The sequence below is a fragment of the Clostridia bacterium genome, assembly GCA_012840125.1.
Taxonomy (GTDB): Bacteria; Bacillota; DULZ01; order DULZ01; family DULZ01; genus DULZ01.
In genome coordinates this window covers 1-13,340 of sequence record DULZ01000032.1, presented here as the reverse complement: position 1 = coordinate 13,340, position 13,340 = coordinate 1, and the positions used below count along the sequence as shown (strand labels likewise).

General features: G+C 48.8%; 11 protein-coding genes and 1 pseudogene. 4 read left to right on the top strand and 8 right to left on the bottom strand.

Translation table 11 applies throughout. The features are described 5' to 3' along the window. Positions 1-249: 249 nt before the first annotated feature. From GXX34_03785 to GXX34_03750, 8 genes are all read right to left on the bottom strand, one after another. On the bottom strand, positions 250-615 hold the full coding sequence (locus GXX34_03785) for a type II toxin-antitoxin system HicB family antitoxin (protein ID HHW06647.1): 366 nt from the start codon (positions 613-615) through the stop codon (positions 250-252). A 66-nt stretch (positions 616-681) separates the two neighbouring features. Then, positions 682-2,235 carry a hydantoinase/oxoprolinase family protein gene (locus GXX34_03780; protein HHW06646.1) on the bottom strand — a complete coding sequence of 518 codons (1,554 nt, stop codon included), beginning with the start codon at positions 2,233-2,235 and terminating at the stop codon, positions 682-684. Beyond that, positions 2,228-3,328, bottom strand: coding sequence for a DUF917 domain-containing protein (locus GXX34_03775; protein ID HHW06645.1), 1,101 nt, complete (start codon positions 3,326-3,328; stop codon positions 2,228-2,230). Before GXX34_03775 ends, GXX34_03780 begins: the two co-directional genes overlap by 8 nt. Before the next feature lie 134 nt (positions 3,329-3,462). Further along, the gene (locus GXX34_03770) at positions 3,463-5,046 is read right to left on the bottom strand and encodes a PucR family transcriptional regulator (protein HHW06644.1); all 1,584 of its coding nucleotides are present in this window, start codon (positions 5,044-5,046) and stop codon (positions 3,463-3,465) included. A gap of 509 nt (positions 5,047-5,555) precedes the next feature. Beyond that, the gene (locus tag GXX34_03765; protein HHW06643.1) at positions 5,556-6,194 is read right to left on the bottom strand and encodes a hypothetical protein; all 639 of its coding nucleotides are present in this window, start codon (positions 6,192-6,194) and stop codon (positions 5,556-5,558) included. Positions 6,195-6,236: 42 nt separating this feature from the next. Next, complete coding sequence (locus tag GXX34_03760; protein HHW06642.1) at positions 6,237-6,884, bottom strand: VWA domain-containing protein; 648 nt, start codon at positions 6,882-6,884, stop codon at positions 6,237-6,239. Positions 6,885-6,971: 87 nt separating this feature from the next. Continuing rightward, positions 6,972-7,973 (bottom strand): macro domain-containing protein, encoded by a 1,002-nt coding sequence (locus GXX34_03755; GenBank protein ID HHW06641.1) that lies wholly within the window; start codon positions 7,971-7,973, stop codon positions 6,972-6,974. A 387-nt stretch (positions 7,974-8,360) separates the two neighbouring features. After that, complete coding sequence (locus tag GXX34_03750; GenBank protein ID HHW06640.1) at positions 8,361-10,667, bottom strand: PAS domain S-box protein; 2,307 nt, start codon at positions 10,665-10,667, stop codon at positions 8,361-8,363. 496 nt (positions 10,668-11,163) lie between these two features. Here GXX34_03750 and GXX34_03745 point away from each other — a divergent pair. The 4 genes and pseudogenes from GXX34_03745 to GXX34_03730 form a co-directional block, all read left to right on the top strand. Beyond that, positions 11,164-12,271: pseudogene (locus GXX34_03745) on the top strand (FAD-binding protein). Between the two features lie 123 nt (positions 12,272-12,394). Then, complete coding sequence (locus GXX34_03740) at positions 12,395-12,694, top strand: transposase (GenBank protein HHW06639.1); 300 nt, start codon at positions 12,395-12,397, stop codon at positions 12,692-12,694. Then, positions 12,688-13,050 (top strand): IS66 family insertion sequence element accessory protein TnpB, encoded by a 363-nt coding sequence (tnpB, locus tag GXX34_03735; protein HHW06638.1) that lies wholly within the window; start codon positions 12,688-12,690, stop codon positions 13,048-13,050. Before GXX34_03740 ends, tnpB begins: the two co-directional genes overlap by 7 nt. Before the next feature lie 74 nt (positions 13,051-13,124). Further along, positions 13,125-13,340: IS66 family transposase (locus tag GXX34_03730; protein ID HHW06637.1), on the top strand; the 216-nt coding region annotated here is incomplete at its 3' end.

Genomic DNA, 13,340 nt, shown 5'->3' with positions numbered 1-13,340 from the left:
TTCGTTCTAGGTCCTTGAATGTTAAGTCTTTTATGGGTAAACTGATCATGTCACGTCTCACCTCGTTTGTTGGTATACGCAACTACAAACATACAGGAAAGACGTGAGTATGGGAAGGGTTTTTTTACTCTTCCCATATTTTTTTGGGGAATTTGCCTACGATAATTTTACTCTAAGGACAGAAAAGCCCCACTTGCTGACCAAGAGGGGTTTCTATCTGAAAAAGGTATTTAGTTCTAAGTCCGTAGTTTAATTACGGTAGCCAATTCCCTTAGCCAAATGGAATACAATAAACTGATTCAAACTCACATTTTCCTCTTTTGCCAACTTAGATAGCGCTCGATGCAATGACTTTGGCATTCTAACTCGCAATTGCCCCGAAAAATCATCTGTTGACGGTTCAGGAATACTTCTTCCTGATTCTAAACTTGTTTTTATCCAGCTTTTTTTGGCCTCATCCAAATTCGCTAATAATTCCTCAATTGTATCTCCATCTGCCATACAACCTGGTAACACGGGTATTTCAGCGAACCATCCGCCACCTTCCTCGGCCGACAACTTCCTCATTTTTATTTCATAATCTAAACCCATGTAATAATCTAAATCCTTGTTCATACGTCTTCACCTTTCTCCAAAAGCTCAATAGCCAAGAGTGCCTTCTTCACGAGGTTCTGCTAACGACTAGCTTCCCAAATCCCCAGCAGCCTTGATTTTCACCCGGCTGGTTTTGCCAGCATAGTAGGCCAAGGGGACATCTTCCATATCAATGATCTCCACCGTTTCCCGCAGGGCACCGGCGGCAACGGCCATTTCAATTGCTTCCTGCTTGGCCTGGACCAGTGCTTCCTCCCGGGGTACCTTTTCATAGTCAACCAGCTTTTCGTAAGTGCCGCTGACTTTGGCGATGGCAGAGCCAATGGCATTGGCGATACCGAAATGGTCAGGCTTAACCACCGCTTTGGCCCCCGCCAGTTTCTCCGGCAGGATGATGGATCCGCCGCCTACCAAAATTACATCCACATCCTCATTGGATAATTTCATGGCATCCAGGGCGTCTTCCACCAGCCGGCAGATGGCATCCATGGCTTTCCAGGCGAATACTTCGTCTAAGCCTGCCACCCTGGATTTATCTCCCAAGTCGTACAAACCCAATCGAACGGCAATGTCCGTAGCAGTCACTGTATCCCCGCCGAAAATCAAAGCTTTTTCCGTAATCTGATAACCTACGCTGTCAGGACCGACCGTTACAGTGCCGTCCTCCCGTTCTCTGACAATGGAACCGCCGCCAAGGCCGATGGTCAGCACATCGGGCATCCGGAAATTGGTGCGGACTCCACCGATAATTGCCCCCATACTTGATTCCCGGGGAAAGCCCTTTTGCAGCACTCCAAGGTCAGTGGTGGTACCTCCCACGTCCACCACCACTGCATTTTCCAGTTTTGACAGGTAGCTGGCGCCCCGGATGGAGTTGGTGGGCCCGCAGGCAATGGTCAAAATGGGGTAACGGCGAGCCTGTTCCAGCGTCATCAGGGTGCCGTCATTCTGGGACAGGTAGACAGCGGCACCGGTCACTCCCAGGTCCGCCAGGGAACGGGCAAAGCCTTCCGTGAACTGTTGGGCCACCCGGCACAGGGCGGAGTTCAAGATGGCAGCATTTTCCCGCTCGATGAGGCCCATGGAACCGATTTCACCGGAGAGGGAGATGTGCATGTCCTGCCCCAGGATCTCCCGGCAAAGCTCCGCCGCCCGCACTTCGTGGTCGTTTCGGACAGTGGCAAAGACACAGGAAATGGCTACCGATTGGACTTTCCCCTTGATTTCCCGGAAGAAAGCCCTCGCCGCTTCTTCATCAAAGGGGGCGATTTCCTTGCCGTCGTGCTCAAAGCCGCCGCCGATCATCTTCTGGGCTACCACTACTTTTCTGAGCTCATCCTCCCAGTCGGTCATAGGCGGGATGCCCACCGCCGCCGGTGCTCCAATCCGCAAAACGGCAATGGGCGCCAGGTTTTTCCGCTCCACAATGGCATTGGTACACTGGGTGGTCCCCAACATGGCCTGGCGGATCAGGCTCCGGTCCACTCCCGATAACTCCAATAATTGCTTTACGGCACCAATAATGCCCTCCTGAATGTCTCCGGAAGTAGGGTGCTTGACCTCCGCCACCACCTTCAGGTTCTCGTCAATTAAAACCGCATCGGTGTTGGTGCCTCCCACGTCAATACCCAGTTTATACATTGGCCCTGCCTCCTTTCACCCGTTCTTCCACCGGAATATAGTCGGTGTCGCAGCCGAAATAACGGGGCCCCACCAGTTCCAATCCTTTGGGAGTACGCCACAGTTCAAAGCATTTGAGGCCCACCACCAGCACTCTTTTGCCGTACTTCAAGGCATCGGTAGTTACCGGTATAAATGTTTCCGAATCTACCAGCGAGATCAGATCCGGTACGGTGGCCACGATTTCCCCCTCCACGGCAGCCACCAGATTTTCATTCTGAAACTCTACATAGGCCTTCCGGCCCTTGTCTTCTCCCAAACCTTCCAAAATTACTTTGCCGAAATTGAAACCTTTCCGGGTCTCCCGCAGCACATCAACAATCTTGCCCTTGAACAGCCTGAAACCTTCCGTAGCTTGAAAAAAAGCTTCTTCCCGTGTGCCGGCAGTACCGGACTTCAAGGTGCGGATAGCCCGGCCCAGCTGTTCGCTTCTGGTCATGATGTTTTTCACCGCATATTCTTTGAGGGTTTTTCCGTCAATGATATAGAGGCACACGGAAACACTGCCGCCGCAGCTCATGGTCACCGCCCGGGCCAGTTCTTCCGTCCACTTATTGGTAATGGTATCAAAGATAACGCTGTTGCCTTTCTCATCGGTCAGGGCCATGGGAGTGGCGCTGACACCGCCGATGGTGAAGGTAACCATCTGGAGCTCGGGAAAAGCCCGGCCCATCCCGTCCGCATCAACCAGGGGCAGCCCCAACCGGGCCGCGGCGGCAATGGGCAACATGCTGTTGACGCCCCCTGCCTCAATGGGCATCAGCGCATAGATCTCTTTGCCGTAAAAGCGGGATACCATTTCGTAGAGCGTCTTATACTCATTGCCTCCGATGGCTTTCTCAACCAAAACCGTGGGAGCGCCCATCATGGCAATGGGCACTACCAGGGCATCATCCGGTACTTCTTCAGGATCCAGCATGGTTACCGGACCGCATTCCCGGACGGCACTGATGGCCACCAGCTTCCCGATGTAGGGGTCCCCTCCGCTGCCGGCTCCCAGCAAAGCCGCCCCCAGGGCCATATCCTCTATTTCCGCCAACCCTATTTTCCGCAAGCCAACCGCCTCCTTTACCGGCCATTGTTTTTCAACTAATATAACCAGTATAGCCAAGCCGGAGGAGGTTGTTAATTAGCCCGGCAACAGAAAAACAGCCAGGGTATTTTGTCCCTTGGGACAAAGAACCCCGGCTAGGAGCCCAGTATCCTGTCGATAGCCACCGCCTCAAACAATTTGGCAGAGGCAGGCATGGCACCTACCCGGTAACCCAGGCGGTCCGAGATGCATTTTAACCGGTATTTAATCGTATTCTTATGGAGGAACAATTTGTTGGCAGTATCAGTCAGGCTGCCTCCCGTATCCAGCAAATAAACCGCCAAGGTATTGATCAATTCCTTAGCCTCCCTGTCCCCTGCCAGGATACTCAGAGGGGCCAGGGCTTCCGCCAAGGCCGCCTCGCCTTCAGCAATCCGTTCCCGGCAAGCTTTGGCAAAATCCAGCTCCGCCTCATTGAAACAGACGCGGCCGGGAAAGATTAGCCGGAGATCGGCGGCATAATCCCGGTTAGCCAGGTAAGCTGCTCTCACTGCCGCAGTATCCTGCAAATTGCGAAACACGGTCAGGATGCCGGTTTCCGGCAGCTGGACCAGCAGCTCCTTTTTGAGGGTCTCCGTATCCTGAAAAGTCCGGGGACCGTCCATGAAAACCACCAGGCAGTCTTCATAGACATCGGCAAAGGAAGATCGGCAATACTGCTTTGCCACCTCCCAGGCCCCCTTTGCCGCCTCAGTCGAAAAGCCGCGGCCGCCGGCCTCCGGCATAGCGATCCACATGGCATGAACAGAAGCCACATCAATCTGAAACAAATCCGCCAAACGCCGCATTTTCATGGGCTCGTCCTGCATAATGGCCTTGACCAGTTCGGAAATCACCACTTTGTCATGTTCCTGGCTCCAGAGCCTTACGGCCAGCTGTACTATTTCCGCTGCCTGCTGGAACTCACCGCTTGACAGGGGTGTACCCTCCCTGATCAGGAACAAATCCATTCCCGGACCGGTCCCGGAATCAATGGGAGCCCGGTAGAGCAATCCACCGGGAACATGAGGAAATTGTGCAGGTTTTCCGGGTGTCTCAGGCAACGATGCTTTTTTCAGGTGAGTGTGCAAACCGGACAAGGTACGGGGCCAGGCCGCTTCATTGAGCACCTTCCCTTGAGCATCAGTTAGAATGACCGTGGCCCGGATCCGGTCCGATAACATTTTGACTACCGTATCTACCGTCCGCTGGTGTTGGGGCAAACGGGAAGCCCGTTCCAGCAGTTCTACCACCATGGACCCTCCCGCAGACCGGTCCCGGTAAATAGCCTCCATCACTTCACAAATGACTTCGCTGTACCGCAGGTCCAGCCGGTTGCGGGGCATGCAGATGAGAGTAAAATCCAACTCATCGGCCAGTTGAATCAACCGGGGGTGGATCTCCTTCATAAAGATACCTACATAATAAAGGATCAGGCCTACTTCCCCGCCTTCTGCCAAGCGACGGATGTTCCGGCGCTGGAGTTCCACGTCATCCTTGATATTGATAAAGGAGGTGATCACTATCTCACTGCCGTAAAACTCATCGTTATGGAAATGGGCCTCCATAAGAAGTTCCGGATCGACGCTTTCCAGAACGGAAATGGAAGATACGATTTTTTGCAGCCCGCCCCTGCCCGCTACCACTTCCGCATTGCGGAGAGACGGCAATTTTAATAAGTCGGCTACTGTTACTGTCACTGGGGCAGCCCCCCTCCTGTCTTTGTCTCCCGTGACAAAAATATTTTAACACAAACCGGCATTGCCTAACCGGTTATCTGTCTCCGTATACCCGAACCATCACGTCCAGCTTTTAATAATATATACCGGAAGTTATAAATAATAGATTACTGCCCATTTGCGAAGCGAGGAAGATGTTTAATGAAAAGCAGGCTGAGCAAGATTCAGAATAAAATTAAAAAAATATGGAACAGGAAGAACCCTCCCAACAAACACCAGACTACAGATCACATAGACCTAAGTCTCTGGGGCCTTAATTTGTCGGTCACCCGGGAAACTACGTTAGAGATACCGTCGGAACTGACTGTAGTGGTGCCCAGGGCAGAATTTCGCCATGATTGTAAACCCGATGAAGGGGTAGCACAGGATGCCTGTGACACAGAGGTGATCCTAAATAGCATTACCATTGTCATTGCACCCCGCCACCCCACCGAACATGGCACAGCCTCCCATGGCTCGTCTCGGCAGGGCTAAATTTTTTTTGGAAACACTTGTTGCCTTCCTGATTTTGAAATAGCCCATACACCGTTTTTGTTTGGGAACGTTTTGTCGTGGATACCTACATAAACCAATAATCTGTCACAAGCGTAGCCGGTTACTAAATCAGTAATCTCGTCCAAGCTCAGGATTCTCTTTGATTTTTCGGACCAATCCCTGCCAGAAATTAAATTGCCGCTAGTGGAAATTCGATACAAATGTACTATGAACTTGTGCGTTACATTCGAATTCTTGTGGCACAGCCTGCGTATATCTTCCACAAGATGCTCTTTTCCTGCGTTGAGACCAAACTCAACAACCGAATTGAGAGGCAAATAATCATAACCTGGTTCCCCCTTTTCACCCGAAGAAACAGGTCTCTTAAGAACTGCAATATCCCAATTCTGTCTTCTGCTTTTGTCCAGGTTATGGGCTGTAGGGTATTCTTTTTGAATAACACAGACTTCTTCACCGTTATAAACAAAATATCGTTCAGATTGAGGAAGCATGTTATATAAGGTTAAATAGAACCTGGCATGGTGGCCGTGCTCTGTATAACATAAATACGGTTTCATAACATATTCAATACAAAACTCTTCGATTGCCTTCTTAACAAATTTTTCTATTCCCATACTTACCTCTCCTAAAACCACTTTATCCCAGAAGATAGCTTCTTACATCTTCCTGCGTTTATAATCCGTATCGATCCTTGTTTTCCAACCGCCGGAAAGGGGTCGTCTTTCCCGAACGTTGGTTATAACCTCGCTGAGCACCTGGAAGTTCAGCTGAACTCCCTCGCTGTCGGCGTGGTAATTGGCAGCATTGCCGGCATCAATTCCAAACCGGCCGGCCGTTTCCACTGCATCAATATTGGCCCCCAGAAAAATGAATTCCCATCCGTACTTCTCTTTCTGTCTTTCCACCATCCGGCGAATTTGCTCATAGGAGTACTCCCGGCTGGCATTTTCCATGCCGTCGGTGGTGATCACGAACAGCACTTTATCCGCCCGGTATTCTTCCGCCGTATGTTTTTGTACCGCTACAATTTTATTAATGGTTTTTCCGACGGCATCCAGTAAGGCTGTCGTGCCACGAACGTAGTATTCTTTTTCAGTAATGGGAGCAATGGCCTTCAGGTTAATCCGGTCATGGAGAAGCTCATACTTGTCATCAAAAAGAACTGTGGTGACAATTACCTCCCCCTCAGTCTCCTGCTGTTTTTTGAGCATGGCATTATACCCGCCGATAGTGTCGCTCTCCAGACCTGCCATGGAACCGCTCCTGTCCAGGATAAACACCAGTTCTGTCAGATTGTTTTTCATTTTCGTTATCCTCCTCCGTTCAATTTTGATCAGAGGATAACATAAACCAAACTGCCAACGGTCGCCTCCCGGGCGACAAATCAGCCTTTACGCTCCCAGTAAAGGCTGATCAAAATAAAACAGGACTTCATTGATCTCAAAGATATCGTAATTCCCGTTCCGGATGAAATACTCAATAATGACATCAAACTTTTGGCTCCGGGACAAAGTATATCCGGCCCGTGACAGCAAATCTTTCGTTTCGGCCAGATTTAGCTCCAAAGCGATGGCCAGGGCCACCGCCGTCTTCTTGCTGGGCATATAACTTTTATTGCTGCGGATTTTGGAAAACAACCGGCGATCCAGGTTGGCCCGCTTGTAAACCTCCACATCGGTTTTCCCTTTGGCGTCAATAAGGCGAAAAAGGGTCTCTGAAAAGGATTCGTCCAGGCGCCCGATCAAATCTTCCAGCCCCGCAGGCCCGGCAATCTTATACTCTATCTGCTTGGGCACGTACATAGCTTCTTTAAGAGCAACTGTTTCCACTTCCAGAAGCTCTCTTCTTGGAGGCCGGTGCCTGTCTATATAATGTTCGTCAATGAAACTTTGGATTTGGCCCAACAGTTTTTCACTTATAGAAAAAGCCGCCTTGTCAAAAACGACTAAATATACTTGCATCTCATTTTCTTTTAAGAAGTCACTGATGGCCGTAGTTGCAACTTTTAAGGCCCGGTCTTTGGGATAACCGAAGATTCCGGACGAAATCAAAGGAAAGGCAATAGAATTACAGTTATGCTCTTTGGCCAGTTTTAGGGAATTGAGATAACAACTTCGCAATAGCTGTTCCTCTCCATAATGACCTCCCCGCCAAACCGGCCCCGGGGTATGAATAATGTACTTGGCCGGGAGTTTATATCCCTTGGTAATCACGGCCTGTCCCGTCTCGCAGTGGCCGATGGCGTTGCATTCCTTTTGAAGCTCCTCCGCTCCCGCTGCCCTAAAGATAGCGCCGCAGACTCCTCCTCCCATCTGGAGAGCGGTATTGGCGGCGTTAACAATGGCATCCACTTCCATTCTGGTGATATCGTTTCTGACAATTGCAAAAGGCATAACCGGCTCCCTCCTTTTACTGCCAACTTAGAGCTGCCTAATTCCTGATTTCGAAAGCACCCAAACCCCGTTTTGATAATTAGCTGTTTTGTCATGGATCCCCACATAAACCAATAAGTTCTCACAACTGCAAAGGGCTACCGTTTCAAAAAATTCTTCAATACTCAAAATCCTTTTCGATTTCTCTGACCAATCCATCAAAAACTATGTATCGCCTGTCTTCAGGAAGTATATTGTACAGTGTCAAATAAAATCGGGCATGGAGGCCTTGTTCCGTATAACAAAGATACGGTTTTTTCACAAACTCAAGGCAGAATTCCTCTATTGCCTTTTTAACGCATTTCTCCGTTTCCACTGTCCTCTCCTTCTCCTTAACTTACCCGGTACTTAGTCTTCGTCACGCATCAATTCAACAAATATGCGGGCTATGGTGGGATCAAACTGGATACCGGCATTTTTCTCAATTTCTTTCAAAGCCAATTCTTTAGGCAATGCTTTACGATAGACCCGTTCCTGAGTCATGGCATCATAAGCGTCGACAATTGCTAAAATCCGGGCCAGTAAAGGAATTTCTTCTCCCGACAAGCCTAAAGGGTATCCCTTTCCGTCCCAACGTTCATGGTGGGCCAGGATTACCGTTGCGGCGCTGGACAGCTCCGGTGCGGACATGACAATCCGGTATCCTATTTCAGGATGGGTTTTCATAATCGCCCATTCCGCTTCTGTGAGTTTTCCCGGCTTGTTCAGAATCCGGTCATCAATGCCCACTTTCCCGATATCGTGCAGCATTGCACAAAGATGCAGTTCATCCAGTTTATTTTGAGGCAGCCCTAACCGTTCGGCAACTTTAATGCATTTTTCCGAAAGACGCTGGGAATGTTCCTCCGTTTCCTGACTTTTGGCATACATGGTAGCCATGATCGAGGACAAAATGGTATTGTACATGCTTTTCTGCTCGAAGAGCTTATGCCTGCGCAAGGATTCGTCCGCTTCCTTTTCCGCACTCTCCCAAGTGCATTCTTTGCCGGCTTTGATTCCCATGCCCACAGACAAACTGATCCGCCGCTCAGTTTCTTTTACTTTAGCATTAAACTTGTGACAATCTTCCTGGATAGCCTTTAGAATTTTGTTGGCTTGATAACGATTGGTTTTGGGGAGGAGCAGCCTGAACTCGTCTCCACCGGTCCGGGCCAGGATATCACCTTCCCGTGAGCATCTTTGCAGTATTTTCGCTGCTTCGATGATCAGCCGGTCCCCTGCCTCAGTGCCGTAAGCATCGTTAATCAGCCTGACGCCGTTAATATCGGCAATAATGATGGCTGTTGGCGTCTGATCCTCCCTATCCAAACGGGCTTTTGCTTCTTCGTAATACCGGCGATTATACACACCGGTCATCAAATCATGGTCACTGAAGTATTCGATCTGCCGCTGTTTTTCCTTGGTTTCGGTGATGTCAATAATAATGCCTTCCAGGGCTACTACCTCGCCGTCATCCCCGAACACTCCTTGTCCCGTTTCCAGGACCCACTTCCGTTCCCCGGTGGCAGTGATTATTTCATATTCATAGCGGAACAGGCGCCGTTCCTCAATTACCCGTTCCCATTCCGCCCATAATACATCCCTGTATTCCGGAACAATCAAATCATTAAAAGACAGCTCTCTATTATACAAAAGGCTTTCACTCTTATATCCGGTCAAGTCATAACAACCCTTGGACACAAATTCCATTGTCCAGTGTTCATCAAATTTGCACCTGTAAGCCATTCCCGGCAGGTTCTCCAGCAATACCCTCCTGCTTCGTTCACTTTCCTGCAGGGCTTCTTCCCCTTCTTTCCGGGCTTGAATATCCTGAACCATGCATAAGTAGTAGTCATTGGTAACATTACCGCTGGTCAACCTTAACCTGCTCGCCGTCATGTTCACCCAGATGCCGGTGCCATCGGGTCTAATGAAACGTCTTTCCAGAGAATGCCCCGGTGTTTCAGCCTTATAACATTGCTTAAAGTATTCCAGATCCCCGGGCAAGTCATCGGGATGAGTAACGTCATTCCAATTTAAAGAAGCAATTTCATCTCTGGTTCTTCCTAAGATCCGGGCAAACTCGGTATTACCCATGGATATAAAATGGAAACAATCCAGCAGAGCGATTCCAATCGGCGCCTGTTCATAACCGGTCCTGAATAAAGTTTCAGTATCTTTAAGCTCCCTGCTTAAGACCGCCAACCGGTAATTATTCAAGATTACCCAGCAGAGCAACATTAAGAGCAGGAGTATACAGGCCACTACTGCAGTGGAATGGAGCAGGTACCTGTTCACTTCTGCCTGCCAGTAGCCCGCCGGATAATCAATACCAAATACGGCCAGCACTTCGCCTGTATCCGGATCTTTTACCGGGGCCAAAGCACTGACCCAAGTGCCCCAGCGGTCGGTAATGGGAATGGTCAAGATTGGCTCCCCGGTTAAGAAAGGTTCCTTATATAGTGAGGCCGCCTCCGAAAACTCCTGGCCGGGGGGAGAATAGTATTCAGACTGGGGAGACTCTGAATCAGCAATGATATATAGACTGCCGTCTTTCATAGTTAACAGATAGGCGAAACCGATTTCCGGTTTGCCCTGTTTAATGTCCACCAAGCTGTTTTTTAATGACAGGTAATCATCAGAATCCAGATCAGAAAGATTCCCTTTCAGATTCATGAGCCGCTCCGGCTGAATAAAAGAGGCAACAGAAACAGCCAGGCCAATGGCTTCCTGCTGAGCATCCCGGGTATATTGCTCCCAGGCATAATAGATATAGAGGAGGCCACATAGGGCCACGAAGATTATAAGAATAACAAAAAGATTTTTAATTTTACTTTCCTGGAACAGCCCGTATTTTTCTTTCATAGCATTCCTTTCTTCAGTCCAAAATTTTGCAGCTTAACTGTTATTAATATTATTAAGTGGATAATATTGCTATTGTAGTTAAAATTGTACTGTCAATTATCAACCAATTCAACATATTTCTACATGCTCACACCGGAAATAATCCAGCCATTGTTCCGAACTGAAAGGCGCTCCGGTACCTGGGGAATGTTCTGCTTCCCGGCAGTGTTTGCCTCAGCAATTTTTGCAATAGAAAAAGGAATTGAACCTGAAATAGGCTAAAATAAGCATAGTAAAATGTCACTCAATGCAGGAGGATATTTCGTCTATGATCTATGACATTGCTATTATTGGCGCAGGTCCGGCAGGAGCCACTCTGGCCCGCTTGCTGGATAAACGATATAAAGTAATGCTTCTGGACAAGCGTAATTTGCTTTGCAGAGACCAAAACGGAATCTCAAAATGCTGCGGCGGACTCCTGGCTCCTGATGCCCAGCAAATGTTGGGCAGGCTTGGTCTTGCCGTGCCCACCGGTGTTCTGGTAAACCCCCAGCTTTTTTTGGTCAGAACCATCGACTTTGACAATTGTTTGGAACGGTATTACCAACGTTTTTACTTTAATATGAACAGAAACCGGTTTGATGAATGGCTGGTATCATTAATACCGGACAGTGTCGATTTGAGAATGGAGTGTCGACTCGATTCCGTCAAGAAATGTAATGAAGGCTATACAGTTACCTTCATTCACCAAGGGAAGGCTTGTCAGGAGAAGGCCCGTGTGGTTGTAGGAGCTGACGGCGCTCTGTCCGGTCTCCGCAAACAATTTTTTAAAGAAAGGGATTCTTTTAAACGATATATTGCCATCCAGGAATGGTTTGAAACAGATATAGAAGTTCCCCATTACGGTGCAATCTTTGACAGTGCGGTAACCGACTTTTATTCCTGGACCATCTTCAAGGAAGGAAAACTCTTAATTGGTTCAGCCCTTATCCCGTCAGATGAGCCCAGGCAGAAGTACCATCTTCTGAAAAGCAAACTTAGAGACTATGGCTTCCGCTTTGACCGACCCCTAAAAAGAGAGGCCGCTCCAATTTTACGTCCCTGCACCGGGGATATCATCACCGGTAATGATTCAGTTGCCCTGATCGGTGAAGCCGGGGGCTTCATCAGCCCCAGTTCGGCGGAGGGTCTAAGTTTTGCTTTCAAAAGTGCCCATGCATTGGCTTTAAGTCTGAATGAAGGCATGGAGGGTTTCCAGGCAAGATACAAAAAAAAGGATACAACCCCTTGTCCGGAGCATTGCGGTAAAAAGGGCCAAAAACATTGTCATGTATAATAAAATACTCCGGGGGTTGGTAATGAAAAGCGGTGTCTTAAGCAGTGACGTATATTTTGCAGGCAACTCCTCTCCCTTTTCCCAAAATCATGTGAAATAAATCTATTTTAAAATCCCAGCTTCAATTTTCAAATAATTGTAAGCGCTCAATAATCAGGTACCTTGCCGCCCCTGCCTAAATGTGCCACAATACCTCCAGCGATTTTGAATGGAGGTATCAAAAATGACCAAGGAAGAAAGAGCAGCTCTGGTAGCCGAGTGCAGAGCAAGCGGCCTGACCGCCAAGGAATGGTGCCGGCAAAACGGTATCAAATACTCCCAGTACTGCAGTTGGGACACCAGGGTAAACCAGGAGACCAAGCAAGGTGAAACACCTCAGTGGGTTAATGTAACTCTGGTCAAAGACGATAACTGGAATAACGAAATCAAGATTACTTGCGGCAGATTCAACATCTTGGTAGGACCGGACTTTAACCCAACCCTTTTGGGGGAGGTTCTTAAGGTTGTGCAGGCCCTATGCTAAAGGACATTTTTGCATATGACGGCATTTACTTGGCCTGCGGGGCTACCGACTTAAGAAAATCCGTGGACGGCCTCGCTCTTTTGGTAAAAGAGAAATTCAACCTCGATCCTTTCGGCAATTACCTCTTCCTCTTCTGCAATCGGAACCGCAACCGTCTAAAAGCTCTCACTTGGGACCAAAACGGCTTTGTCCTGTACTATAAACGGCTCGACGGGGCCGGCGCCAGGTTCAAATGGCCGAAAGACCCGGGCAAGGTGAGAAACATCACCGTAAAACAGCTCCGCCTCTTAATGGAGGGCTTTACCATCGACCCACCTAAAGGCTTTGGGGAAATTACCGCCCGGGATTTCTATTAAAACCCAGTAAAAAAATCACTCCATCTCCCAAGAATTCCCTGGCGGTATGATCTTTCCCATGATATACTCTAACCATGGAAAAGATAAACGTTGAGGGACTTTCCCCGGAAGTAACTGCATACATTGCCCACTTGGAAGCTCAGGTTGAACAGCTTGAGGAGAAGCTGGCGAGGCTGCAAAAGGCCATGTTCGGCCCATCCAGTGAGAAACGCCGGTATGTGCTGGAACATGATCCGAACCAGCTTTGCCTTTTCAACGAAGCTGAGGTTGAAGCTGATAAACATGCTCCC

Excerpts from the sequence above, each read along its gene's own strand:
- GXX34_03785 (HHW06647.1), bottom strand. The coding sequence starts at position 615 with ATGAACAAGGATTTAGATTATTACATGGGTTTAGATTATGAAATAAAA.
- GXX34_03780 (HHW06646.1), bottom strand. The coding sequence starts at position 2,235 with ATGTATAAACTGGGTATTGACGTGGGAGGCACCAACACCGATGCGGTT.
- GXX34_03765 (HHW06643.1), bottom strand. The coding sequence starts at position 6,194 with ATGGGAATAGAAAAATTTGTTAAGAAGGCAATCGAAGAGTTTTGTATT.
- GXX34_03760 (HHW06642.1), bottom strand. The coding sequence starts at position 6,884 with ATGAAAAACAATCTGACAGAACTGGTGTTTATCCTGGACAGGAGCGGT.
- GXX34_03755 (HHW06641.1), bottom strand. The coding sequence starts at position 7,973 with ATGCCTTTTGCAATTGTCAGAAACGATATCACCAGAATGGAAGTGGAT.
- GXX34_03750 (HHW06640.1), bottom strand. The coding sequence starts at position 10,667 with ATGAATCTGAAAGGGAATCTTTCTGATCTGGATTCTGATGATTACCTG.
- GXX34_03740 (HHW06639.1), top strand. The coding sequence starts at position 12,395 with ATGACCAAGGAAGAAAGAGCAGCTCTGGTAGCCGAGTGCAGAGCAAGC.
- tnpB (HHW06638.1), top strand. The coding sequence starts at position 12,688 with ATGCTAAAGGACATTTTTGCATATGACGGCATTTACTTGGCCTGCGGG.